Source organism: Pseudomonas sp. PP3 (assembly GCF_905336995.1).
GTDB classification, from domain to species: domain Bacteria; phylum Pseudomonadota; class Gammaproteobacteria; order Pseudomonadales; family Pseudomonadaceae; genus Aquipseudomonas; species Aquipseudomonas reinekei.
The window spans coordinates 6,020,697-6,044,251 of the sequence record NZ_HG995459.1 but is presented as its reverse complement, the minus strand read 5'-3'; the positions used below and the strand labels follow the sequence as shown (position 1 = coordinate 6,044,251).

Here is a 23,555-nt window from a genome sequence, read left to right as displayed (position 1 = left end):
GCGCCAGACCTTTGCGGGTAGTTGCCAACGATAGTCTTCACGCAGCCGATGAACAATCCACCGGACATCATCACGGTTTTTGCCCGAGCCGCTCTTCCAGAGCTGCCCGCTCTCGATCCAGTTCCGCGCGCAACTCTTCCTCGCTCGGCAGTACCAACTGATATTTGCTGGCAAACAATTGTTCGTTGCCCTCCAGCACCGAGTAGCGCACCACGGACTCATCTTTCTGTGCGCAGAGAATGATGCCAACGGTGGGGCCGTCTTCATCTGCGCGCTTTAAGTCGTCGTACATTCGCACGTACATGTCCATTTGCCCCACATCCTGATGGGTCAGTTCACCGCGCTTGATATCGAAGATGACGAAGCACTTGAGCAGGTAGTTGTAGAACACCAGATCGATGTAGAAGTCCTTGCTGTCAGTGCTGATGCGCTGTTGACGCGCGATGAAGGCAAATCCTTTGCCCAGTTCGAGCAGGAAGCCCTGAAGCTGCTCGATCAGCGCCTGCTCTATTTTGCTTTCTTGAAGTCTGCCCGCGTTGGGCAAGCCAAGAAACTCCAGCACCACCGGATCGCGGATGAAATCCCGAGGGCTGGCTTTCATGTTCTGAATGTTGGTAGCGGCCTCCTGCTTGACGCTGCCGCGATCGCGGCTTGCCAGCAGGCGCTCGTAGTAGAGCGTGTTGATCTGGCGTTCCAGCGCGCGGCTTGACCAGTTTTGGGTAGCTGATTCGTTCATGTACCAGAGACGAGCACTGTCGTTGTCGACCCGAAGCAGACGGCGGTAGTGGGTCCAGCTCAATTCGTGACGCAGTGCGTCACGAATTGGGAACGCTTGATAGAACAGGCGCATGTAGCGAAGGTTGGAGGCGTCAAAGCCCTTGCCAAACTCCGCTGTCAGCACCTCTGCCAGGGTCGACAGCAATTGTTTTCCGTAACCCGCCCGCCGAGCCCCTCCCTGCTCGAACTCGACAATATGCCGACCGATCTGCCAGCAGGTTTGCACTTGAATGGTGTCGACCGCACGCAACACTTTTTGACGTGCCTGGCGGATCAATGCGCCAAGATTGCCAAGTAGTGAAGCGAGTTGTGGGTCTGGGGTGTCGCCGGGTTTGAGAGCGCTCATGAAGTCTTCCGCGTCGCGTTGAACACGCAGAAGAGAATCGCAAAAGGCCTGGGCCAGCGATGCCGGCCGACGCTGAGAAGCCGGCAAGAAATACCGGTTTTTCTCGCAGGACCGGGCGTATATCAAGTCAGATCCGAGGAGTGATTCTCGTAGTACGTTTCGTACTCAAACCAAGACTGATACAAAACCTGCCAATTGACTGAGGTTGTCACCTGCTTCAGCCCTGAAGTCGCAACGGGTCGTCTGTGATGACAGCGGGGGAAGAAAATACCGATTGTCTCTCCGGCGATGCGGCAGCTCCTCCAGCCATTTCCGTTAACGCAGGCGGAGCGTTCCGACAGGTTTGAGAGACTGCCAAGAGGGGGGGCGGGGGATTGAAGGTGTCGCCTGGCGTTTCGATGTTCTGGAACGGGCTTCATTAAATCGCAGGCATAAAAAAACCCTGAATCTTGCGATTCAGGGTTTTCGGTATTTGGTGCCCAGAGACGGAATCGAACCGCCGACACGGGGATTTTCAATCCCCTGCTCTACCGACTGAGCTATCTGGGCAACGGGGCGCATTAAACTGGTTTTTCAGGGGGTCGTCAAGCAAGTTTTCAAAAAAATTTTAATTATTACCGTCGCTTACGATCCAACCCCCGATTTAGCGGGGTTACTCCGACGGCGGCACGTAGCCTTCGGCCTTGGCGTATTCCTCGCCGGAAAAGAACTTATCCATCTCGCCCTGAAGATATTTGCGATCTTCGGCGTTCATCATGTTCAGGCGTTTTTCGTTGATCAGCAGGGTCTGGTGTTTTTGCCAGTCAGCCCAGGCCTTTGCCGAGACGTGGTCAAAAATGTCCTGGCCTTTGGCGCCCGGGAACGGAGCGCGCTCCAGGCCTGGCAATTCTTCTTGGTACTTGCGGCACATGATGGTGCGGGTCATGACGACTCTCCTGCGTTCAATACGGCGGCCGCGCGTTCGAGCAAGGTTTTGACCGGGGCGGCAAGGCCCAGGCGCGGCGGGGTGGCGAGGTTATACCAGAGCCAGTCGGCCTCGGCCACGTGATGGCCGGCTTCCTGGACTTGGACCAGCCAGGGTTCGATGGACAATTGGAAATGGCTGAAAGTGTGCACCAGGCTCGGCAGCGATTGCTGCGTGCCCAGTTCCAGCGAGTGTTGCGAAGCCAGGTGTTGCAGGTCATCGAGGTCGTCGAGTTCCGGCAGGCTCCATAAACCGCCCCACAAGCCCGTGGAAGGGCGACGGTAAAGCAGGATCGCACCTTCGCCGTTGGCGAGCATCGGCATCAGCGTGCGTTTCTGCGGGATGGCTTTGCGCGGCTTGGGAATCGGGTAGCGTGTTTCCAGGCCGAGCATGTGCGCTTCGCAACCTTTCTCCAGCGGACACAGCAGGCAGCTGGGTTTACTGCGGGTGCAGAGCGTCGCGCCCAGGTCCATCATCGCCTGGGTGTACGCGTTGACCCGATCATGGGGCGTAAAGCGCTCAGCGTTCGCCCAGAGCTGTTTGGCGACCTTCGGCTCGCCGGGGTAGCCCTCTTGCGCGGTAAAGCGCGCCAGCACGCGTTTGACGTTGCCGTCGAGAATCGGCGCGCGCAGGCCCATGCTGATGCTGGCGATCGCGCCGGCGGTGGACAGGCCGATGCCCGGCAGGTCAGTGAGCTTTTCCACATCCCGGGGAAATTCGCCGCCGTACTGCTCGACGACGATCTTCGCGGTCTTCTGCAGATTGCGCGCGCGGGTGTAGTAACCCAGGCCGGTCCACAGGTGCAGCACTTCGTCTTCCGGCGCAGTGGCCAAGGCTTCGACCGTCGGCAGCGAAGCCATGAACCGGTCGAAGTAATTGAGCACAGTGCTGACCTGAGTCTGCTGCAGCATGATTTCCGAGACCCACACCCGATACGGGTTGATGTCCTGTTGCCAGGGCAAATCATGCCGGCCATGGCGGTCGAACCATTCCAGCACCGCCGTTGAAAACTGCTCGGCTCTCATCGCTTGAACAGCCCCTTGAGCGCGTCTTTGAGTTCCGGGCTGACTTTGTCGCCCAGCTTCTCGTCGATTTTTTCGCTGATGCGTTCGCCCGCCAGTTTGCTCGCGACCTGGCCCATGCGTTCGTTGTCGAGTCGGCAAGCCTTGGCGCCCAGCTCCAGCGGGCCACGGCAACGCAGCGGCCACTCGATGCCGACGAATTTCTCGCCCACCTGACAGGCCGGGTCCGGCATGGCGCTGGTGTCGCCTTCGACAACGATGCCCACGCGGTAATCCATGCCCAGCACCCGCAGATCGACATCACCGTCACCGTTGACGGTCATGCCCGGGATGCGCACTTTCAGGTCCGGGTTGCTGGCCACGCCGTTACGGAAATTGAGGTTGCCCTTGAGCTCCTGGAACGGTGTGTCCTTGCCCCGCGGCTCGCCGCTGAGGGTTTTGCGATTGAGCGTGGCGATGCCTTTGCACAGTTGCTGCTCGAGGTTGGCATTGAGCAATACGCCGTTGTTGATGACGAAACTGGCGTTGCCGTTGAGGGTTTCGATCAGCGCTTTCTGGCTGTTGCCGGTGCCGGTCAGGGTGCTGTTGAGCGTGACCAGACCTTTGACCGGTGGTTCTTTACCCTGGCTTTCGAGGATTTTTTCCACCGGTACGCGGCTGATCTGCGTCTGCATGTTCAGCACAGGCGCCTGCTGGCGCACATCGAGGGTGCCCTTGGCGTCGAAGTTACCTTCGTACAGATCGCCGCGCAGGCTTGTCAGTGTCAGCAGGCCCCCCTGGCCGTTGGCCTTGAGTACCGCGTTGCGGATCGGCAGTTTTTCCAGGGTCAACTGGCCGAAGGTCAGGTCGGCGTCCACATCCAGTTTGCTCAGGCGTTCTACGGGCAGCAGACGCTCGCTGCTCCAGGCCTCTTTGGTCGGCGATTGCGGCAGCGGTGTGCTGCCGGCGCCCGCCATTGCATCGGCTTCGGTACTGGCGACTTCGGCCTGACGCACTTGCTTGGCGCTGTTGGCTTCGGCCGACTTCGGCGCCAGGTAGCGGTCGACGTTGAAGGTGTCGGCCTTGAGGGTGGCGCGCAGCGATTGCTTGGCGAAGTCCTCGACAGCGATGCGGCCGCTGAAGGTGCTGTCGTCGAGTTTGAGGTTGATGTCGTCAAGCGTGAGGCTGGAGGGCGTGCCCGCGAGACGGGTTGCCAGTTCCACTTTGCTCAGGCTGCCCTCGGCCATGACGGGGAGTTTCTGGCCGATGCTGTCGACGAATTTTGCCAGGTCGAACTGGGCGATCGACAGGCCGCCGCTGACCTGCGGGGTCTTGTCGAGATCGTTGACCTTCAACTCTCCCAGTGCACGCAGCTGATTGGCGGAGATCTTGATGCCGGTCCACTCGGCAACGTTGGCGGCCCGGTCCAGCAGCAACTGGCCCTGGGCGGCGAAGGTCATGGTCTTGCCTTGCAGCGGATCACCAGCGACCTCACCGGACAGCTTCATGTCTTCGAGTTTGTAGCGCTGCAAGGCGCGCTCGAAACGCAGCTCGCCGTTGAGTTCGGTGCGCACCCGCAAAACCGGCTGGTTGGTTCCGAGGAATGCGGTGAGTTTGACCGGAATGTTGGTGGAGTCATGCACCGGGCCGGTGCTCAGCTGGATGCTTTCGGCGCTGAATTGCTTGCCGGTTTTTTCGTCGTTGTATTCGACGCGGGCGTTGTTGACGGTCAGGCTGTCGATGTCCAGGCGAATCGGCTGGGCCGGTTTTTCTACCTGGGTGGCGGTTTGCGTCTCGGCTTCGCCAGGGGTTGCCGGCGGGGAGTCCGGGGTCGCCGGTTTCGCCACTTTGCCGATGTCTTCCCAATTGCCGTGACCATCCTTGTCGCGGGTCAGGCGCAGGTTGAGGCCTTCAACGCGCACGTCGCTCATCTGCACTTCGCGGCGCAGCAGCGGCAGTACGCGGACCGACAGGCCAAGCATCTGCAGGTCGGCAAACGGCTCGGTAGGCTTGGCCAGGGTCGCGACACCGGCGTCGTGCAGTTCCAGGCCCAGCCATGGGAACAGGCTCCAGCCGATATCGCCATTGAGCGTCAGCTCGATGTGGGCCTTGTCGCGGGCAATCTGGCGAATCTCGTCTTTGTAGTCGTTGGGATCGAAGAGGTGGGTCAGGGCAAAGCCCAGCGCCACAATGATCAGCAACAGCCCGAGAAGTACCAGACCCAGGATTTTGCCGAACGCTTTCATGGGCGAGTCCTTGTAGTTAGTCGAATTCAAAATTTAGCCGGGGAGTATAGCGCTCCGAGAGAGACGACCGGTCAGCGATCACTCGGACAGGGTATCGAGTGGCATGTTCATTTCGCAGCCCGGCGATGATCGGTGGGGTGGTTTATGCGTGTCAGAGATCGGATAACGTACAAAAACTGATATCACTTTGGTTTTTCTGTCACGTGCAAATGGTAACCTTCGCCCGTTCGTCGGTCCTTCTGCGACTTGATGCCGCACCAAAATGGAGCTTCACCTAAAAAAACAGTCATGCGTGCGCATAAAGGCTGGGGGTGAAGAGCGGCTGACGAACCATTCTAATAATTGGGGGATACACAATGACCACGAGTATCGCGGCGGACGGCTATGCCGACCAGCCCGCGTTCCTGTCCAAGGAACGCATCATCGCCAAGCCCGGATTCAACCGTTGGCTGGTACCACCGGCCGCTCTGGCCATCCACCTGTGCATCGGCATGGCCTACGGCTTCTCGGTGTTCTGGTTGCCACTGTCCAAGGCGCTGGGCATCACCAAACCGATGGCCTGCGCTCCAGACATGAGCTTCATCGCTCAAGTCTTTTCTTCGCAATGCGACTGGCCGATCTCGATGCTCGGCTGGATCTACACCCTGTTCTTCATCTTCCTGGGTTGCTCGGCAGCCATCTGGGGCGGCTGGCTGGAACATGCCGGACCACGCAAGGCCGGTGTTGTATCGGCACTGTGCTGGTGTGGCGGTCTGCTGATTTCGGCACTGGGCATCTACACGCACCAGATCTGGCTGATGTGGATCGGCTCCGGGGTCATCGGCGGTATCGGCCTGGGCCTGGGTTACATCTCGCCGGTGTCGACCCTGATCAAGTGGTTCCCGGACAAGCGCGGCATGGCGACCGGCATGGCGATCATGGGCTTCGGCGGCGGTGCGATGGTCGGTGCACCGTTGGCGACTGCCCTGATGAGCCACTTCGGTTCGCCAGAAGGCGTTGGCGTATGGCAGAGCTTCGTGGCAATGGCCGCGATCTACTTCGTGTTCATGATCGGTGGCGCACTGTCTTACCGCGTTCCGCCGACCGGCTGGAAGCCTGAAGGCTGGACCGCTCCGGCGAAAAAAGCCTCGAACGCGATGATCACCAACCGTCACGTGCATGTGAACGTGGCCTGGAAAACCCCGCAATTCCGTCTGGTGTGGCTGGTGCTGTGCCTGAACGTTTCGGCCGGTATCGGCATCCTGGGCATGGCTTCGCCGCTGTTGCAGGAAGTGTTCGGCGGCAAATTGCTGGGCAATGACCTGCCGTTCGGTCAGCTGGATGCGGGGCAACTGGCCTCGATCGCAGCGATCGCCGCCGGTTTCACCGGCCTGCTGAGCCTGTTCAACATCGGTGGCCGGTTCTTCTGGGCATCGTTCTCGGACTACCTGGGTCGCAAAAACACCTACTTCGTGTTCTTCGCCCTGGGCTTTGCGCTGTACGCATTGATTCCGAACCTGGGTCACCTGGGCAACGTCGCCCTGTTCGTGGCTGCGTTCTGCATCATCCTGTCGATGTACGGCGGCGGTTTTGCCACCGTTCCTGCGTATCTCGCGGACCTGTTCGGTACGCAAATGGTCGGCGCGATCCACGGTCGTCTGCTGACCGCATGGGCTGCGGCGGGTGTGTTGGGTCCGGTACTGGTGAACTACCTGCGTGAGTATCAGCTGAGCATCGGCGTTGAGCGTGCGGCAGCGTACGACATCACCTTGTACATCCTCGCCGGCCTGCTGGTGCTGGGTTTCATCTGCAACCTGCTGGTGCGTCCGGTGGCTGACAAGTACTTCATGACCGACGCTGAACTGGCTGCCGAACAGGCGCTGGGCCACGACAAAGGCGCTGACGCCAGCACTTCGCTGGAGTGGAAAGCTGCGCCGGGCTCCAAGCCTCTGGCGATTGCTGCCTGGCTGGCGGTGGGTATTCCGTTGGCGTGGGGTGTGTGGGTGACTCTGCAGAAGACGGCAGTACTGTTTCACTAACACCGACCTCCTGGAGGAGCCGGCTTGCTGGCGATGAACGATCACGCGGTATGCTTGCAAAACCGCGGCGTCTGGATCGCCAGCAAGCCGGCTCCTACGGGGTTAAAAGCCGTGCGTTCGCAATGAGCGCCGACTTGTACTGACATGTACAGCCTCGACAGCACGGGTTTCTGTCCGTCAGCGATATCACCTCCCGTGTTTCTGTTTCGCGCCCGCGCCCCTATAATGGTTGCCTTTTTCGCCCAATGATTTTGCGGAGCTGGTGATGGCCGAACGTATGGCGTCTGTCGAGCGCGACACTCTGGAAACCCAGATCAAAGCCTCGATCAACCTTGATGGCACCGGAAAGGCCCGATTCGATATCGGTGTTCCTTTTCTTGAGCACATGCTGGACCAGATCGCCCGTCACGGGCTGATCGACCTGGATATTGTCAGCAAGGGCGACCTGCATATCGATGACCACCACACCGTGGAAGACGTCGGTATCACTCTCGGCCAGGCTTTCACCAAAGCCATCGGCGACAAGAAAGGCATCCGCCGCTACGGCCACGCCTACGTGCCGCTCGATGAAGCTCTGTCGCGCGTCGTGATCGACTTCTCTGGCCGTCCAGGCCTGCAGATGCACGTTCCGTACACCCGCGCCACCGTCGGCGGCTTCGACGTTGATCTGTTCCAGGAGTTCTTCCAGGGCTTCGTCAACCACGCCAACGTCACCCTGCACATCGACAACCTGCGCGGGCACAACACCCACCACCAGATCGAAACCGTGTTCAAGGCTTTCGGCCGCGCCCTGCGCATGGCCGTTGAGCTCGATGACCGCATGGCCGGGCAAATGCCTTCGACCAAGGGCGTTTTGTAATGCAGACAGTCGCGGTAATCGATTACGGCATGGGCAACCTGCACTCGGTGGCCAAGGCCCTCGAGCACGTCGGTGCCGGCAAGGTGTTGATCACCAGCGATGCCAACGTAATTCGCGAAGCCGACCGGGTGGTTTTCCCTGGCGTTGGCGCGATTCGCGATTGCATGGCGGAGATCCGTCGCCTCGGTTTCGATACGCTGGTGCGTGAAGTCAGTCAGGACCGTCCGTTCCTTGGCATCTGTGTCGGCATGCAAGCCTTGCTCGACACCAGCGAAGAGAACGACGGTGTCGATTGCATCGGCCTGTTCCCGGGCGCGGTGAAGTTCTTCGGCAAAGACCTGCATGAAGACGGCGAACACCTGAAAGTGCCGCACATGGGCTGGAACGAAGTGAAGCAGAAGGTCAGTCACCCGCTGTGGCACGACATTCCGGACATGGCGCGTTTCTACTTCGTGCACAGCTACTACATCGCCGCCGCCAACGCGCGTCAGGTGGTGGGTGGCGGTCACTACGGTGTCGATTTCGCCGCAGCGCTGGCCGATGGCTCGCGTTTCGCCGTGCAGTTCCACCCGGAGAAAAGCCATACCCATGGCCTGCAATTGCTGCAGAACTTCGCTGCGTGGGACGGTCGCTGGTAAATGGCCGTCAAGAAATCCAGACCGCCGATCCTGACCCTCACTCCCGAGCAGGAGAACGAGGCCAACAGCAAGATCAAGCGTTTCATGGAAGACCGCTTTGAACTCGACCTCGGTTCGTTCGAGGCGGCTGAGATTCTTGAGCTGTTTACCCGTGAAATTGCTCCGCACTATTACAACAGGGCGATTTTCGATGTGCAGACGCACCTCAAAGAGAGGTTCGAAAGCATCGAAAGCGACCTGTGGGCGCTCGAGAAAAACTGATTTTCGAGCAAAGCTGAACATTCGAATTTGAAGGTTTGCCAGATGCTGATTATTCCCGCTATCGATCTTAAAGACGGTGCCTGTGTTCGTCTGCGCCAGGGCCGCATGGAAGATTCCACAGTGTTCTCCGATGACCCGGTGAGCATGGCTGCCAAGTGGGTGGAGGGCGGTTGCCGTCGTCTGCATCTGGTCGACTTGAACGGCGCGTTCGAAGGCCAGCCGGTCAACGGCGAAGTGGTCACCGCGATCGCCAAGCGCTACCCGAACCTGCCGATCCAGATCGGCGGCGGTATCCGTTCCCTGGAAACCATCGAGCACTACGTCAAGGCTGGCGTGAGCTACGTGATCATCGGCACCAAAGCCGTGAAAGATCCGGCCTTCGTCGCCGAAGCCTGCCGTGCTTTCCCGGGCAAAGTGATCGTCGGTCTTGATGCCAAGGACGGTTTCGTCGCCACCGACGGCTGGGCTGAAATCAGCACCATCCAGGTGATCGACCTGGCCAAACAATTTGAAGCCGACGGCGTATCCGCCATTGTTTATACCGACATCGCCAAAGACGGCATGATGCAGGGCTGCAATGTGCCGTTCACCGCTGCGCTGGCCGCTGCCACATCGATCCCGGTGATCGCTTCCGGTGGCATCCACAATCTGGGTGACATCAAGACCCTGCTCGACGCCAAGGCGCCAGGCATCATCGGTGCGATCACAGGCCGGGCGATCTACGAAGGCACCCTCGACGTCGCTGAAGCGCAAGCTTTCTGCGATTCGTACAAAGGCTGAGGACTGACCATGGCGCTGGCCAAACGCATCATCCCTTGCCTGGACGTGGACAACGGCCGGGTGGTCAAGGGTGTGAAATTCGAAAACATCCGCGACGCCGGTGACCCGGTGGAAATTGCCCGTCGTTATGACGAGCAGGGTGCCGACGAAATTACCTTTCTCGACATCACCGCCAGCGTCGACGGTCGCGATACCACGCTGCATACCGTCGAGCGCATGGCCAGCCAGGTATTCATCCCGCTGACCGTGGGCGGTGGCGTACGCACCGTGCAAGACATCCGCAACCTGCTCAATGCCGGCGCGGACAAGGTGTCGATCAACACCGCAGCGGTGTTCAACCCGGAGTTCGTCGGCGAAGCCGCGCAGCATTTCGGCTCGCAGTGCATCGTTGTTGCCATCGATGCAAAGAAAGTTTCCGGTCCGGGCGAAACCCCGCGCTGGGAAATCTTCACCCACGGCGGTCGCAAACCGACCGGCCTCGACGCGGTCGAGTGGGCGAAGAAAATGGAAGGCCTCGGTGCCGGTGAAATCCTCCTGACCAGCATGGACCAGGACGGCATGAAAAACGGCTTCGACCTGGGCGTGACCCGCGCCATCAGCGATGCGCTGGGCATTCCGGTGATCGCGTCCGGCGGTGTCGGCAACCTGCAGCATCTGGCCGACGGCATCCTCGAAGGTCACGCCAGCGCAGTGCTGGCGGCGAGTATTTTCCACTTCGGCGAATACACCGTGCAGGAAGCCAAGGCCTACATGGCCCATCGCGGAATCGTGATGCGCTAAACAAACCGATGCAGGCCAGTAGACATCATGGCGAGCTCAAGGCACTCTTGGGCACGCCATGGATTTCGGTAGCCAGACATGTTTAAACGTCTTCTTTTTGCCCTCGCCAGCGCTTCTCTGTTGTTCGTCAGTGCGGCGCACGCCGCAGACAGGCCCGACACCGATGTGGTGTTGCTGACGGAAAACTTCCCTCCGTATAACATGGCGAAGAACGGCAAGAACTTCGCCCAGGGCGAGAACATCGATGGCATCGCCACGGACATCGTCCGCGAAATATTCAAGCGTGCCGACATCACCTATAGCCTGACCCTGCGCTTTCCTTGGGAGCGAGTGTACAAACTCGCCCTGGAAAACCCCGGTTACGGTGCCTTCGTGATGGCGCGGTTGCCCGACCGCGAGAGACTCTTCAAGTGGGTCGGGCCGATCGGTCCGGACGACTGGATCATGCTGGCCAAGGCTGACAGCAAAATCACCCTCGAAAATCTGGATGACGCGCGCAAGTACAAGATCGGTGCGTACAAGGGCGACGCCATTGCCATGACCCTGACCAAGCAAGGTTTGAAGCCGGTATTGGTCCTGCGCGATCAGGACAATGCGAAGAAGCTGGTCAGCGGCCAGATTGATCTGTGGGCCACTGGCGATCCCGCCGGGCGCTACCTGGCGCGTCAGGAAGGCGTGAGCGGGCTCAAGACTGTATTGCGCTTCAACAGCGCCGAGCTGTACCTGGCGTTGAACAAGGATGTACCGGACGAAACGGTTGCCAAGCTGCAGGCGGCGCTGGATCAGCTGCGCAAGGAAGGCGTGGTGGACGACATCATGGCGAAGTATCTCTAACCCCCGCAGCGGCACAAAACCTCTGTGGGAGTGAGCAAGATCGCTCCCACAGGTTTTTTATCGGTAAACCCCATCCTTGCCATGCGCCGCCGTCGCCCGATTGCTGCGCACGCTGATCATCTGCTTGATGTCGATCCACTCAATCCCTTGAGCCTTCAGCTTCGGCAGCTCACGCTCCAGTACCGCCAGCGTCTGCGGGTATGGATGCCCGATCATCACCGCCGAACCCTGTTTGTGCGCCAGGCTGATGGCTGTCTGCAGCTGAGTGAAGATCGCCGCTTCAGTGCGCTCATCATCGAGGAACACATCTCGCGACACGCTCGCCAGATCAATCTTCTGTGCCTGCTGCGCCGCCACGGTTTGCGCACTGGTGCGGCTGTCGACGAAAAACTTATGACGACGCTGCAAGTCCGCCATCAACCAGGCCATGGCGGCGGGTTGCGCGGTCATGCGGCTGCCCATGTGGTTGTTTATGCCGGCGGTGTAGGGGACCCTTTTGAACGCCGCGTTCAGGCGTTTCTCAAGTTCTTCGATGGGAAGCTCGGGATGCCAGGCAAACGGCCCGGTGGCCGGGTCCATGGGCATATGCAGGATGACGATTTTGCCAGCGCGATGGGCTTCGCGGGCGAATTCGGTGGCGTGGGGTGTGTCGGGCATGATCGCCGTAGTTACCGGGCCGGGCAGGGCCAGCACGCGGCGATCCCGGGGCAGGCTCTGCCCCAGGTCATCGATGATCAAGCTTATATAAGCCTTTTGCGGCGCTGCTGCGACGGGGGTGGCGTGAACCACGCCCGCCAGACAGCACATCAGAGCCAGGGCTAACCGCAGAAACATCTCAGCGGCCGGACGTGATGCTCAGCCCTTTGAGCAAGCTCAGGGCCTGGGCCAGCTGGTAATCGTCGTCCTGTGGCATCGGCTTGGCTTTGCCGCCGGAGCTGCTTGGCTTGTCGGCGCCGCCGTTGCCATTGCCCAGGTGACCTTGCAGATCAGCTTCCTTGAAGTACTCGCTGTCTTGCTCGCTGGTGATCTTGGCCTTGCGTACTTCGATGTCCGGCACGATGCCCTGGGCCTGGATCGAGCGACCATTCGGCGTGTAGTACAGCGCCGTGGTGATTTTCAGGGCGCGATCATTGTTCAGCGGCAGCACGGTTTGCACCGAGCCTTTTCCGAAACTTGGCGTGCCCATGATCACTGCACGCTTCTGATCCTGCAGAGCGCCGGCGACGATTTCCGACGCCGAGGCGCTGCCGCCGTTGATCAGCGTAACCATTGGCACGGCTTCGCTTTCGTCCTTGCCCGTGGCGTTGAAGCGCAGCTCGGAGTTGGCGATCCGGCCTTTGGTGTAAACGATCAGGCCCTTGGTGATGAAGTGGTCAACCACTTCAACCGCCGATTGCAGCACGCCGCCCGGGTTGTTGCGCAGGTCGAGAATGATGCCCTTGAGCTTCTTGCCGTTGTCCTTGCGCAGCTTGGCCAGGGCCTTGGAGACCTCTTCGCCGGTCTTGACCTGGAACTGGGTGATGCGGATGTAGCCGTAGCCGGACTCCAGCAACTGGCTCTTCACGCTCTTCACTTGGATGATGGCGCGGGCCAGGGTCACGTCGAACGGCGTGCCGCCGTCGCGTACCAGGGTCAGGGTGATTTTCTCGCCGATCTTTCCACGCATCTTGTCCACGGCTTCGGTCATGCTCTGGCCGCGGGTCGGCTGGCCGTTGATCTTGACGATGAAGTCGCCGGCCTGGATGCCTGCCTTGGAGGCCGGAGTGTCGTCGATGGGCGACACTACTTTGATGAACCCGTCTTCGGCACCGACTTCAATGCCCAGGCCGCCGAACTCGCCGCTGGTGCTTTCCTGCAGCTCAGCGAAGTCTTCAGGCCCCAGGTAGGCGGAGTGCGGGTCAAGGTTGCTGAGCATGCCCTTGATCGCGTTTTCCAGCAGGGTCTTGTCGTCTACCGGTTCGACATAAGCGGCTTTGATCCGATCCATGACCTCGGCAAAGGTGCGCAACTCTTCCAGCGGCAATGGCGCCTTGGTGGTCGCAGCAGTGCCCGCAGGCGCGACCGCCGGGGCCGGTTGAGCGGCAAACGCCAGAGGCGCGCCGATCACCAGGGCGATCGTCAGGGCCAGCGAGGTAAGGCGGGACAAATGCAGCATGTCGAACTAACTCCTGAATTGGATGGCGCGCTTATCCTTGCGCGCGACACCATTGTGCCGGGTCACTCGGGTGACCCTGCTGACGAATCGCAAAATACAACGCCGGTGTGTCTTGTCCGCCACTGCTACCGACAGTGGAAATCGATTCACCGGCTTTTACCACGTCACCCGCAGACTTGAGCAGTGTCTGGTTGTGACCATAAAGACTCAAAAAACCGTTGCCGTGGTCGAGAATCACCAGCAGCCCGGCGCCGCGCAACCAGTCGGCGAACACCACGCGCCCGCCATGCACCGCATGCACGGTGCTGCCGGCTGAAGCGCCGATCATCACGCCGTCCCACTTGGTCCGGGCATCGTCGCCACGGCTTTCACCGAAGCGTGCCACCAGTCGACCATCGACAGGCCAGGGAAGTTTGCCGCGAGTTGACGCAAATGCACCGCCGAAGGTTTCGCCGGAGCTTGAAACCAATGCGCCAGGTGATGATTTAACCGGTTTGCGTGGGGCGTCAGTCTCATCTGCTTGAGCCTGGGCCTCACGTAAACGCTTTTTTTCGGCTTCCTGCTGGGCAATCAGCGCTTTTTGTCGCGCTTCTTCTGCCTCACGGGCCTGGCGAGCCAAGGTTTCTTCAATGGTTTTAAGGACTTTAGACAGGTCTGCCTGATCCTGCTCGCGGGCTGCCAGTTTCTGGTCGCGGGCCTTCACGTCTGCATTGAGCTTGGCCAGGACTTGCTGGCGCTCCTGGCGGACTTTGTCGAGTTCTTCGCGCTGGGTGTCCAGGCTGCTTTTCTGTACCAGCAACTGCGCTTGCTGCATGGCGATGTCTTTTTCGACATTGGCCAGTTGGCGCAGGGTTTCGTTGAAGTTCTTCAACTGCTCCATGCGGGCCTGGCTCAGGTAATCGTAATAGGTGAGGGTGCGGGCGAACTTCTCGGGATTCTGCTGGTTGAGCAGCAGCTTGAGGTATTCCTGACGGCCGTTCTGGTAGGCCGCACGGGCCTGGATGGCGATCAGTCGCTGTTGTTCAGTGCGCGCGCTCTGGAGTTTTTTTTTCTCCGCATCGAGCCGCTGCAGCTCGGATTCACTTTTCTTCAGCTCTTTTTGCAGGGCGTCGACCTGCTTCTCGAGCTTGCCCATTTCGGTCTCGGTGCCCTTGAGGTCTTTTTGCACACCGGATTTTTCTTCCTGTAACTTGCCCAGCAGTTTCTTCAGCTCGGCAATGTCCTGACGCGTGGCGTCCAACTGTTGTTGGGTTTGCGTGCGCTCGTCAGCGAAGGCCGGTTGGAGCAGGCAAGTCAGAGCAAGGGCTATCAGGACGCGAAGCATAGAGGCGGGCGACACCAGGGAAAGGGACGGCCTAGTATGCCCGCCATGGACGGCAAAAAAAATGCCCATTTCTGACTGTGTGATAACTGGAGGGGGATGTGGGGGGATTTTGTCTTCAAAACCACCACAAACACTGTAGGAGCTGGCTTGCCAGCGATGGCGGAGGATCAGTCAGCATAGATGCTGACTGTCAAATTGCTATCGCTGGCAAGCCAGCTCCTACAAGGGTATTTCAGTGCTTGTGCGGCCGGGTTAAACCAGAATCGAAGTCCCGGTCATTTCCGCCGGTTGTTCCAGGCCCAGCAGCTTGAGCATGGTCGGCGCCACGTCCGCCAGCACGCCGCCTTCGCGGACCTTGAGGTCGCGCTTGCCGACATAGATGAACGGCACCGGTTCAGTGGTGTGCGCGGTATGGGCCTGGCCGGTGGTGGCGTCGGACATTTGCTCGACGTTGCCGTGGTCGGCGGTGATCAGCGCTTCGCCGCCGACTTTTTCCAGCGCCTCGACGATACGGCCGACGCACTGGTCCAGGCATTCAACGGCCTTCACCGCCGCGTCGAACACGCCGCTGTGGCCGACCATGTCGCCGTTGGCGTAGTTGACCACGATCACGTCGTAGCGCTGGTTTTCAATGGCATCGACGATGCGGTCGGTGACTTCCGGCGCGCTCATTTCCGGCTGCAAGTCATAAGTGGCGACTTTCGGCGACGGGATGAGGATGCGTTCTTCGCCCGGGAACGGTTCTTCACGGCCGCCGGAGAAGAAGAAGGTCACGTGCGCATACTTCTCGGTTTCAGCAATACGCAGCTGGGTCTTGCCGTTTTTCGCCAGGTAATCGCCCAGCACGTTTTCCAGGCTGCCGGCGGCGAAAGCCGAGGGTGCAGGAATGCTCGCCGCGTATTGAGTCAGCATGACGAAGCCGGCCAGTTTTGGTTGGCGGCTGCGTTCGAATTCCTTGAAGTCGTCTTCGACGAACACGCGGGTCAGTTCGCGGGCGCGGTCGGCGCGGAAGTTCATGAACACCACGGCGTCGCCGTCTTCGACTTTTACCGGTTCGCCAATCGAAGTGGCTTTGACGAATTCGTCGCTCTCGCCACGCTCGTAAGCGGCTTGCAGGCCTTCCTGGGCGGTGGCGGCGTTGAATTCGCCGTTACCGTCGACGATCAGGTTGTAGGCTTGGGACACGCGGTCCCAACGGTTGTCACGGTCCATGGCGAAGTAGCGACCGATCAGGCTGGCGATGCGGCCTTTGCCCAGGGCCTGGAACGTGGCGTCGAGCAGTTCGATCGACGACTCTGCGCTTTTCGGCGGGGTGTCGCGACCATCGAGGAACGCGTGCAGGTAGATTTTTTCGGCGCCACGCTTGGCGGCCAGTTCAGCCATGGCGACCAGGTGATCCTGGTGACTGTGCACGCCGCCATCGGACAGCAGGCCCATGAAGTGCACGGCTTTGCCGGCAGCAACGGCTTTATCCACCGCCGCGCAGATGGTCGGGTTCTCGAAGAACTCGCCGTCGCGGATCGACTTGGTGACGCGAGTGAAATCCTGATACACCACGCGGCCTGCGCCGAGGTTCATGTGGCCGACTTCGGAGTTGCCCATCTGGCCGTCCGGCAGGCCGACGTCCATGCCGCTGCCCGAGATCAGGCCATTTGGCACGGTGGCCCACAAGCGGTCCAGCACAGGCTTCTTCGCGGCAAAGATCGCGTTGGATTCGGGGTTATCGCTGTGACCGAAGCCGTCGAGAATCATCAGGACCAAAGGTTTAGGCGTGGTAGTCATGGAATCCACTCGTGGCTGAGGTAAAAGGGGTAATGGAAAAAGGGAGTCGCAGTTTAAAGCGAAGTTCCGGCCACGTCACCGCCGGACGGGGTTTGGCCCACCATAGTGGCTGTGTATACTGGCCGACATTTTAACGCCCTGGAACCTCCTTCGATGGTTGCTCACCTGATTGAATTTGCCACTAACCACTACATTCTCGTCGGTATCTTCGTCGTACTGCTGGCCGCGCTGATTGCTTATCAGATGCAAGGCGGCGGCCGTAGCCTGAGCACCGGTGAACTGACCGGGCTGGTCAACAAAGACGCGGGCGTGGTGATCGACATCCGTCCGGCAAAAGACTTTGCCGCCGGTCACATTGTCGGTGCGTTGAACATTCCGCACGACAAACTGACCGCCCGCGTTGGCGAGCTGGAAAAGCACAAGGCCAAGACCATCATCCTGGTCGACGCCATGGGCCAGACCGCAGGTACTCACGCTCGCGAGCTGATGAAGGCCGGTTTCACCGCCGCCAAGCTGTCCGGTGGTGTTTCCAGCTGGAAAGCCGACAATCTGCCGCTGGTGAAGTGATATGAGCAACGTCGTCGTCTACTCCAGCGATTACTGCCCTTATTGCTCCCGAGCCAAGTATCTGCTTGAGAACAAAGGCGTGGCCTTCGAAGAGATCAAGGTCGATGGCAAGCCGCAGGTGCGTGCCGCTATGGCTCAGAAGGCCGGACGTACATCCGTGCCACAGATCTGGATCGGCAGCACCCACGTTGGCGGTTGTGATGATTTGTTTGCCCTGGAGCGCGCTGGCAAGCTCGACGCACTGCTCAAGGCCTGAATTCCATACCCTATAAAAGCCCAAGATCAGAAAGGATCTGAGATGACTGACCAACAGAACACTGCAGCTAGCGAAGAAGAAAACGCACCGCAATTCTCCTTGCAGCGCATCTACGTACGTGACTTGTCCTTCGAAGCCCCGAAAAGCCCGGCGATCTTTCGCCAGCAGTGGGAGCCGAGTGTCGGTCTGGATCTGAACACCCGCCAGAAGGCTCTGGAAAGCGACTTCCACGAAGTCGTGCTGACCTTGTCGGTGACCGTGAAGAACGGTGACGAAGTGGCGTTCATCGCCGAAGTGCAACAGGCCGGTATCTTCCTGATCAAGAACCTGGACGACGCTTCGATGAGCCACACCCTGGGTGCTTTCTGCCCGAACATCCTGTTCCCGTACGCTCGCGAAACCCTGGACAGCCTGGTGACCCGTGGTTCGTTCCCGGCGCTGATGCTGGCCCCGGTGAACTTCGACGCACTGTATGCGCAAGAGCTGCAACGCATGCAGGCAGCGGGTGAGACGCCAACCGTTCAATAAACGGTTTTGCAACACCCATGTGGGAGCGAGCCTGCTCGCGAAGAGGGAGTGTCAGATAACTTCAATGTTGTCTGACACACCGCTTTCGCGAGCAGGCTCGCTCCCACATTTGTTTCGGGGTGTTATTTGAAGTCGTTCTGGCGCCAGGCTTCGTACACGGCCACTGCGACAGTGTTCGACAGGTTCAGGCTGCGGCAGCCTTCCCGCATCGGCAGGCGCAGGCGCTGTTCGGCGGGCAGGGCGTCCAGCACTTCGGCGGGCAGGCCACGGCTTTCCGGGCCGAACAGAAACGCATCGCCCGGGACGAAGCTGGCATCGTGGAATGGCCGTGAACCCTTGGTGGTGAACGCGAACACCCGTGGCTGACCGAGGCTTTCCAGGCAGCTGGCGAGATCCGCGTGGCGCTGCAGGGTGGCATACTCGTGGTAATCGAGGCCGGCCCGGCGCAGGCGCTTGTCGTCCATCTCGAAGCCCAGCGGTTCGATCAAATGCAGGTGGCAGCCACTGTTGGCGCACAGCCTGATAACGTTGCCGGTATTCGGCGGAATTTCTGGTTGGAAGAGGATGACGTGAAACATGCACGGCTCCGAAGGTAAAGATGAGCGGCATTCTACGCCGCAAGCCGACTCTCGTTCGAAACTATTCCCGCGGGTGATGATGTCGCTGGCCATTGTCGGGGTGATGGTGGGGCTGATGATCGGTCGCCTGACTACGCCCGACCCCGGCGTACTGCAGCAAATCGAAGTGGCAAGTGACGGGCTGGTGGTGTGGTTCAACAACGAACCCAAGACCCACGGCGAAATCGTCGATGGCAGCGTTGCGTTATTGTTCGAGGCTGAAGGCAAGGCTCAGCAAGGTCAGCTCAAACTCAACGACAAGAGCGTGAACTGGCGAGTGCGGTTGAGTGATGGAGGATTGTTGCTGACGGTGGTGGCAGCCCGGCCACTGCAAGGTGAGTGGGTCGGTAGTGAGGTCGATGGCCGCTGGCGGCTGGAGATCCATCTCCGGGAGCAATAAAAGAGGGAATCCCCGGCCTGCCTGTACCAAGGTCCCCAAAACGGGAGGGTTCGCGCATTGCGTCGTGAACCCGGTGTAAAGAGGGAATCCCCGGCCTGCCTGTACCAAGGACCCCAAAACTGGATGGGCTCGTCGCTTGTGCGGTGTGAGCCCGATGTAAAGAGGGGAATCCCCGGCCTGCCTGTACCAAGGTCCCCGAAACTGGGTAGGTGAACTGATTCACTTGAAAGGGGTATTGCAGGGCGCGTGCCAGGTTTTAATATTTGGTCATTAATAAGCACATCAGAACGACGAAAGCCCCGTAGAACGGGGCTTTCGTGTTTTTGCAGACGGGTTTTTCTTGCGGTTTAGGGCGGGCCGATGGATCAGATACTGTGCGCGATTGCGGTTCACGGTGCATTCAGTCGGTGCATACCATCTCTAAAAAAGCATCGCGGGCAAGCCTGCTCCCACAGGATGGGTACAGAACCTGTGGGAGCGGGCTTGCCCGCGATGGGATGTAACGGTCAGCGCAAAGTTAAAGGCTGTTCAGCCCTCATCCCCCTCATCATCATCCCCACCATCCACTTTCATCCCCAATTCCTTGATCTTGCGCGTCAGGGTATTGCGGCCCCAACCCAGCAAAACCGCGGCATCGCGGCGGCGGCCGGCGGTGTGCTTGAGGGCGGTTTCAATCATGATTCGCTCGAAGGCCGGGACGGCGCTGTCCAGCAGGCTCGACTGGCCGCGTGCCAGCGCTTGGTCGGCCCACTGGCGCAATGCCTGCTCCCAGTTGGTGACGGGCGCGGAGTCCTGCGGCAGGCTCAGCAGCTCGGGCGGCAAGTCGCCAATGTGCACTTCGCGACCCGAAGCCATCACCGTGATCCAGCGGCAAGTGTTCTCCAGCTGACGCACGTTGCCCGGCCACGGCAGGTTTTTCAGGTATTCCTCGGTTTCGCTTTTCAGCAGCTTCGGCTCTACGGCCAATTCTTGCGCGGCGCGGCTGAGGAAGTGCTTGGCCAGGGTCGGGATGTCTTCGCGACGGTCCGACAGGCGCGGGATATGGATGCGGATCACATTGAGGCGATGGAACAAGTCCTCACGGAATTTCCCGGCGTGCACCAGGGTTTCCAGATTCTGGTGAGTCGCGGCGATGATGCGCACATCAACCTTGACTGGCACGTGGCCGCCAACGCGATAGAACTCGCCATCAGCCAGTACGCGCAGCAAGCGGGTCTGGGTGTCGGCCGGCATGTCACCGATTTCATCGAGGAACAGCGTGCCGCCGTCAGCCTGCTCGAAACGTCCGCGCCGCAGGTTGGCAGCGCCGGTGAACGCGCCTTTCTCGTGGCCGAACAGTTCGGATTCCATCAGGTCTTTCGGGATCGCCGCCATGTTCAACGCAATGAACGGCGACGCCGCGCGAGGGCTGTGGCGGTGCAGGGCGTGGGCCACCAGCTCTTTACCGGTACCCGACTCGCCGTTGATCAGCACGGTGATATTGGAGTGGCTCAAGCGCCCGATGGCGCGAAACACTTCCTGCATCGCAGGCGCTTCGCCGATGATTTCCGGGGTGCGGGTCAGGGTCGGAACGACTTCCAGGCCTTGTTGTTCCTGGGCATGCTGGTTGGCGCGCTTGACCAGGGAAACCGCTTCGTCGACATCGAACGGCTTGGGCAGGTATTCGAAAGCGCCACCCTGATAGGACGCGACTGCGCTGTCCAGATCGGAGTGCGCGGTCATGATGATCACCGGCAGCCGCGGGTGCTGTTCGCGAATCCGCGCCAGAAGGTCCAGGCCGCTGGCGCCGGGCATGCGGATGTCGGAGATGATCACGTCCGGCTGCTGGCGCGCCAGGCGGCTCATCACGCCATCGGCGCTGTCGAAGCTCTGCGTGGTCATGCCTTCCTGTTGCAAGGCTTTTTCCAGGACCCAACGGATAGAACGGTCGTCATCGACGATCCACACGGTTTCACTACGGCTCATGTCGATGTGGCTCCTTGTTCCAGTGGCAGAAAGATCGAGAAGGTGGTGTGGCCGGGGTGGCTGTCACACTCGATCAGGCCCTGGTGCTGGCTGATGATGTTCTGGGTAATGGCCAGGCCGAGTCCGGTACCGTCCGGACGTCCGCTGACCATGGGGAAGAAAATGGTTTCCTGAAGTTCCGCAGGAATGCCCGGACCGTTGTCGATGATCTCGATCTTGGTCACGAGGCGATGGCGCACGTGGCCGATGGTGAACTGGCGCATGGCGCGGGTGCGCAGGCTGATGCGGCCCAGGCGCAGCTCGTTCTGGCTGCTGATGGCCTGCATCGCGTTGCGCACGATGTTCAGGACGGCCTGGATCATTTGCTCACGATCGATCAGGACGTCGGGGATGCTTGGGTCGTAGTCGCGCACCAAAGTAATGCAGCCCTGGCTTTCCGCTTCGACCAGGTGGCAAACACGCTCCAGCACTTCATGGACGTTGCACATGGCCAGCGACGGCAGCTTGTTGGAGCCGAGCATACGGTCGACCAAGTTACGCAGGCGGTCGGCTTCCTCAATGATCACGTTGGTGTAATCGCGCAGGCTTTCTTCCGGCAGTTCACGGGCCAGCAATTGCGCCGCGCCACGAATGCCGCCCAGCGGATTCTTGATCTCATGGGCCAGGCCGCGCACCAGCATCTTGCTGGTTTCCTGCTTCGACAACTGGGCCTCTTCCTTGGTGATCCGTAGCAAGCGATCCCGGGGGTGGACTTCAAGCAGTAGCAGGGTGTCGCCGTTGCTCAGGATCGGCGTGACCGCGTAATCGACCGTCAGTGTCTGGCCGGTGAGGGCGGTGAGCATCGCTTCGCGCTTGGTGAACGGGTGCGCCTGCTGGACCGCTTGGCGCAAGGAATTGAGCGCTTCGGTGGATTCAGTGAACAACTCGCTGATGAACTGCCCATGGCTGCGCTGACCGCTAATGGCCAAAAGCATTTCCGCCGCTGGGTTCATGTACTCAAGGCGCAATTCGGCATCGAGCAAGATGGTCGCGGTGGTGAGGTTGTCGAGTAGCAAACGGTGGAGTGCGTCGCTAATGGTCATCGGGACCTCTTTTAGGGCAAAGCATGCGCAAGAAAAAAGCGCTGACGCGAGGAAAATGCAAAAACCAAACCAAGGCTCCGAAAAGAAGCGTTGGAAGCCTGAAACGGGCGTTTGACGCTCGATTGCGTGGCGCTCTGCCACCTTCGGCGGGTAGTTTCGAACCAAAATGGGTTGGAATCTGGCGAAGGTGCAACCAATCGCACCAATATAGTGCGCAAAGCTGAACGGCGTTAGAAGAACCGCAGAAACGGATTTTTTTCTTCGGCGGGTTTATCGGCGAGCGGGCATTCCGGCCGTTGGCCGTAATCGGTAAGCACACAGGGCTTGACCTTGCGCTTCTGCGACAGGGACATGCGCAGCATGTGAAATGGCTGATTGGCGGTGCGTTCGACGGTTCGGCCTTGTTCGTCGAGAACTTCCACGGACAGCTGATGGGTGCCGCGATCGATATTGCTCAGCGGGAATACCGGGCTGATGCCGGGCTCAGCCGTGGGCTGACCATCAAGCAACAACCGGTAGCGATGGCCTCTTTGCAGGCCTGGCTCGCTGGTGATGCTGACGATGATTTCACCTGCAGTGCTGCGTACCGTGGCATCAGGCTCCGGGACCAGAATTCGCAGCAGGTCGTAGTGGAACAGAGGTTTGTGCTCGGCTTTCTTGGCGCTGTGGACCGTTACGGAGGCGGTGCTGGACATTCGATTGCCGGTTGCCAGCGGTACGCGCTTGGCATCGCCGGGTTTGGGCTGATCGGTGAAAACCCGATTACCCTGTGCATCGATGTACGTAAAAACCTCCGCCGATGCGGGCTGGGCCAACAGCAGGGCGATCAGCAGCCAGACCTTCAAGGCTTGTGCACCCGTTGCACGGTGAACGTCACACTAGGGCTTTGCTGGACCACGGTATCGCCGTCGATCACCTGAACCGCCAGGCTGTGCAAGCCCCGGTCGATGTTCACCAGCTGCAGGATCGGCACATTGCCCGGTTGGCCGTAGGGTTGGTCGTCCAATACCAGTCTGAACAGGTGCGGGCCTTGCAGGCGTGGTTTGATCAGCACGTTGACGGTGAAGGTGCCGTTGTTGGCGCGCAGGGCTTCGGTGGTCGGCAGGCCGGTAAGCTCGAGCACCTCGTAGGCACCGTTGGCCTGTTCGCGGGTATTGGGTTGGGCAGGGGGCTTGGGCGCTGCCTGAGGCTCAACACTGTTGAGCGGTGGCAACTCGACCGGTTGCGCCCGCACGCCATCGGGCGGTTGGTTGCTGTACGCGGTGTTGCCGTTGGCGTCCGTGTACTTGTAGATCTGCGCTGCGGCGGGCAGGGCCATCAGCAGCAGAATGAGGAGAAAACCACGACCCATAAAATCGACCGGATACGAAACGTT

24 protein-coding genes and 1 tRNA gene are annotated in these 23,555 nt (G+C 60.0%); 11 read left to right on the top strand and 14 right to left on the bottom strand.

Annotated features, from left to right (window positions below; all coding sequences use genetic code 11):
* Window positions 1–70: 70 nt before the first annotated feature.
* The 5 genes from KHO07_RS27330 to KHO07_RS27310 form a co-directional block, all read right to left on the bottom strand.
* Window positions 71–1,123: a PDDEXK nuclease domain-containing protein gene (locus KHO07_RS27330; protein ID WP_212626021.1), complete on the bottom strand. Its 1,053-nt coding sequence runs from the start codon at window positions 1,121–1,123 to the stop codon at window positions 71–73.
* 473 nt (window positions 1,124–1,596) lie between these two features.
* Window positions 1,597–1,672: transfer RNA gene (locus tag KHO07_RS27325), tRNA-Phe, on the bottom strand.
* 103 nt (window positions 1,673–1,775) lie between these two features.
* The gene (locus KHO07_RS27320) at window positions 1,776–2,048 is read right to left on the bottom strand and encodes an oxidative damage protection protein (RefSeq protein WP_075947164.1); all 273 of its coding nucleotides are present in this window, start codon (window positions 2,046–2,048) and stop codon (window positions 1,776–1,778) included.
* A complete protein-coding gene (mutY, locus tag KHO07_RS27315; RefSeq protein WP_212626020.1) occupies window positions 2,045–3,112 on the bottom strand; it encodes an A/G-specific adenine glycosylase in 1,068 nt (355 codons plus the stop codon). The genes KHO07_RS27320 and mutY overlap by 4 nt, the downstream gene beginning before the upstream one ends.
* Window positions 3,109–5,334, bottom strand: a complete 2,226-nt coding sequence (locus KHO07_RS27310; protein WP_212626019.1) for an AsmA family protein — start codon at window positions 5,332–5,334, stop codon at window positions 3,109–3,111. Before KHO07_RS27310 ends, mutY begins: the two co-directional genes overlap by 4 nt.
* 356 nt (window positions 5,335–5,690) lie before the next feature.
* On the opposite strand from KHO07_RS27310, the gene KHO07_RS27305 reads away from it, so the two are divergent.
* The 7 genes from KHO07_RS27305 to KHO07_RS27275 all read left to right on the top strand — a co-directional run bounded on the left by KHO07_RS27305 (window position 5,691) and on the right by KHO07_RS27275 (window position 11,504).
* Entirely contained in the window at window positions 5,691–7,352 is a 1,662-nt protein-coding gene (locus KHO07_RS27305) for an OFA family MFS transporter (protein ID WP_150735496.1), read from the top strand.
* Window positions 7,353–7,617: 265 nt separating this feature from the next.
* Complete coding sequence (gene hisB / locus KHO07_RS27300; protein WP_007939452.1) at window positions 7,618–8,211, top strand: imidazoleglycerol-phosphate dehydratase HisB; 594 nt, start codon at window positions 7,618–7,620, stop codon at window positions 8,209–8,211.
* Window positions 8,211–8,849, top strand: a complete 639-nt coding sequence (gene hisH, locus KHO07_RS27295; protein WP_150735497.1) for an imidazole glycerol phosphate synthase subunit HisH — start codon at window positions 8,211–8,213, stop codon at window positions 8,847–8,849. The genes hisB and hisH overlap by 1 nt, the downstream gene beginning before the upstream one ends.
* Entirely contained in the window at window positions 8,850–9,110 is a 261-nt protein-coding gene (locus KHO07_RS27290) for a DUF2164 domain-containing protein (RefSeq protein ID WP_150735498.1), read from the top strand. It begins immediately after the preceding gene.
* A gap of 42 nt (window positions 9,111–9,152) precedes the next feature.
* A complete protein-coding gene (hisA, locus tag KHO07_RS27285; protein WP_015093076.1) occupies window positions 9,153–9,890 on the top strand; it encodes a 1-(5-phosphoribosyl)-5-[(5-phosphoribosylamino)methylideneamino]imidazole-4-carboxamide isomerase in 738 nt (245 codons plus the stop codon).
* 9 nt (window positions 9,891–9,899) lie between these two features.
* Entirely contained in the window at window positions 9,900–10,670 is a 771-nt protein-coding gene (hisF, locus tag KHO07_RS27280; RefSeq protein ID WP_007897430.1) for an imidazole glycerol phosphate synthase subunit HisF, read from the top strand.
* Window positions 10,671–10,748: 78 nt separating this feature from the next.
* Complete coding sequence (locus KHO07_RS27275; protein WP_212626018.1) at window positions 10,749–11,504, top strand: ABC transporter substrate-binding protein; 756 nt, start codon at window positions 10,749–10,751, stop codon at window positions 11,502–11,504.
* Window positions 11,505–11,561: 57 nt separating this feature from the next.
* Here KHO07_RS27275 and KHO07_RS27270 read toward each other — a convergent pair whose 3' ends face one another.
* The 4 genes from KHO07_RS27270 to gpmI form a co-directional block, all read right to left on the bottom strand.
* Window positions 11,562–12,338 (bottom strand): divergent polysaccharide deacetylase family protein, encoded by a 777-nt coding sequence (locus tag KHO07_RS27270; RefSeq protein WP_150735500.1) that lies wholly within the window; start codon window positions 12,336–12,338, stop codon window positions 11,562–11,564.
* 1 nt (window position 12,339) lies between these two features.
* Entirely contained in the window at window positions 12,340–13,659 is a 1,320-nt protein-coding gene (locus tag KHO07_RS27265; protein WP_150735501.1) for a S41 family peptidase, read from the bottom strand.
* A 31-nt stretch (window positions 13,660–13,690) separates the two neighbouring features.
* Window positions 13,691–14,983: a murein hydrolase activator EnvC gene (locus KHO07_RS27260; RefSeq protein WP_150735502.1), complete on the bottom strand. Its 1,293-nt coding sequence runs from the start codon at window positions 14,981–14,983 to the stop codon at window positions 13,691–13,693.
* 252 nt (window positions 14,984–15,235) lie between these two features.
* Window positions 15,236–16,765, bottom strand: coding sequence for a 2,3-bisphosphoglycerate-independent phosphoglycerate mutase (gpmI, locus tag KHO07_RS27255; protein WP_212626017.1), 1,530 nt, complete (start codon window positions 16,763–16,765; stop codon window positions 15,236–15,238).
* Between the two features lie 153 nt (window positions 16,766–16,918).
* On the opposite strand from gpmI, the gene KHO07_RS27250 reads away from it, so the two are divergent.
* Genes KHO07_RS27250 through secB form a run of 3 tightly spaced genes read left to right on the top strand, consistent with a single transcriptional unit; the run spans window position 16,919 to window position 18,116 of the window.
* Entirely contained in the window at window positions 16,919–17,332 is a 414-nt protein-coding gene (locus KHO07_RS27250; RefSeq protein ID WP_056852206.1) for a rhodanese-like domain-containing protein, read from the top strand.
* Between the two features lies 1 nt (window position 17,333).
* On the top strand, window positions 17,334–17,588 hold the full coding sequence (grxC, locus tag KHO07_RS27245; RefSeq protein ID WP_008058538.1) for a glutaredoxin 3: 255 nt from the start codon (window positions 17,334–17,336) through the stop codon (window positions 17,586–17,588).
* A gap of 42 nt (window positions 17,589–17,630) precedes the next feature.
* A complete protein-coding gene (secB, locus tag KHO07_RS27240) occupies window positions 17,631–18,116 on the top strand; it encodes a protein-export chaperone SecB (RefSeq protein WP_056852207.1) in 486 nt (161 codons plus the stop codon).
* Window positions 18,117–18,238: 122 nt separating this feature from the next.
* Here secB and KHO07_RS27235 read toward each other — a convergent pair whose 3' ends face one another.
* Entirely contained in the window at window positions 18,239–18,694 is a 456-nt protein-coding gene (locus KHO07_RS27235) for a tRNA (cytidine(34)-2'-O)-methyltransferase (RefSeq protein ID WP_075947176.1), read from the bottom strand.
* Here KHO07_RS27235 and KHO07_RS27230 point away from each other — a divergent pair.
* Complete coding sequence (locus tag KHO07_RS27230; RefSeq protein ID WP_212626016.1) at window positions 18,693–19,133, top strand: hypothetical protein; 441 nt, start codon at window positions 18,693–18,695, stop codon at window positions 19,131–19,133. The genes KHO07_RS27235 and KHO07_RS27230 overlap by 2 nt on opposite strands.
* A gap of 528 nt (window positions 19,134–19,661) precedes the next feature.
* On the opposite strand, the gene ntrC is transcribed toward KHO07_RS27230, so the two are convergent.
* The 4 genes from ntrC to KHO07_RS27210 form a co-directional block, all read right to left on the bottom strand.
* Complete coding sequence (gene ntrC / locus KHO07_RS27225) at window positions 19,662–21,098, bottom strand: nitrogen regulation protein NR(I) (RefSeq protein ID WP_060544064.1); 1,437 nt, start codon at window positions 21,096–21,098, stop codon at window positions 19,662–19,664.
* Window positions 21,095–22,180, bottom strand: coding sequence for a nitrogen regulation protein NR(II) (gene glnL, locus KHO07_RS27220; protein ID WP_056852211.1), 1,086 nt, complete (start codon window positions 22,178–22,180; stop codon window positions 21,095–21,097). Before glnL ends, ntrC begins: the two co-directional genes overlap by 4 nt.
* Before the next feature lie 230 nt (window positions 22,181–22,410).
* Window positions 22,411–23,025 carry a DUF4124 domain-containing protein gene (locus KHO07_RS27215; RefSeq protein WP_212626015.1) on the bottom strand — a complete coding sequence of 205 codons (615 nt, stop codon included), beginning with the start codon at window positions 23,023–23,025 and terminating at the stop codon, window positions 22,411–22,413.
* Window positions 23,022–23,531, bottom strand: a complete 510-nt coding sequence (locus tag KHO07_RS27210) for a DUF4124 domain-containing protein (protein ID WP_150735506.1) — start codon at window positions 23,529–23,531, stop codon at window positions 23,022–23,024. Before KHO07_RS27210 ends, KHO07_RS27215 begins: the two co-directional genes overlap by 4 nt.
* Between the last annotated feature and the right edge of the window lie 24 nt (window positions 23,532–23,555).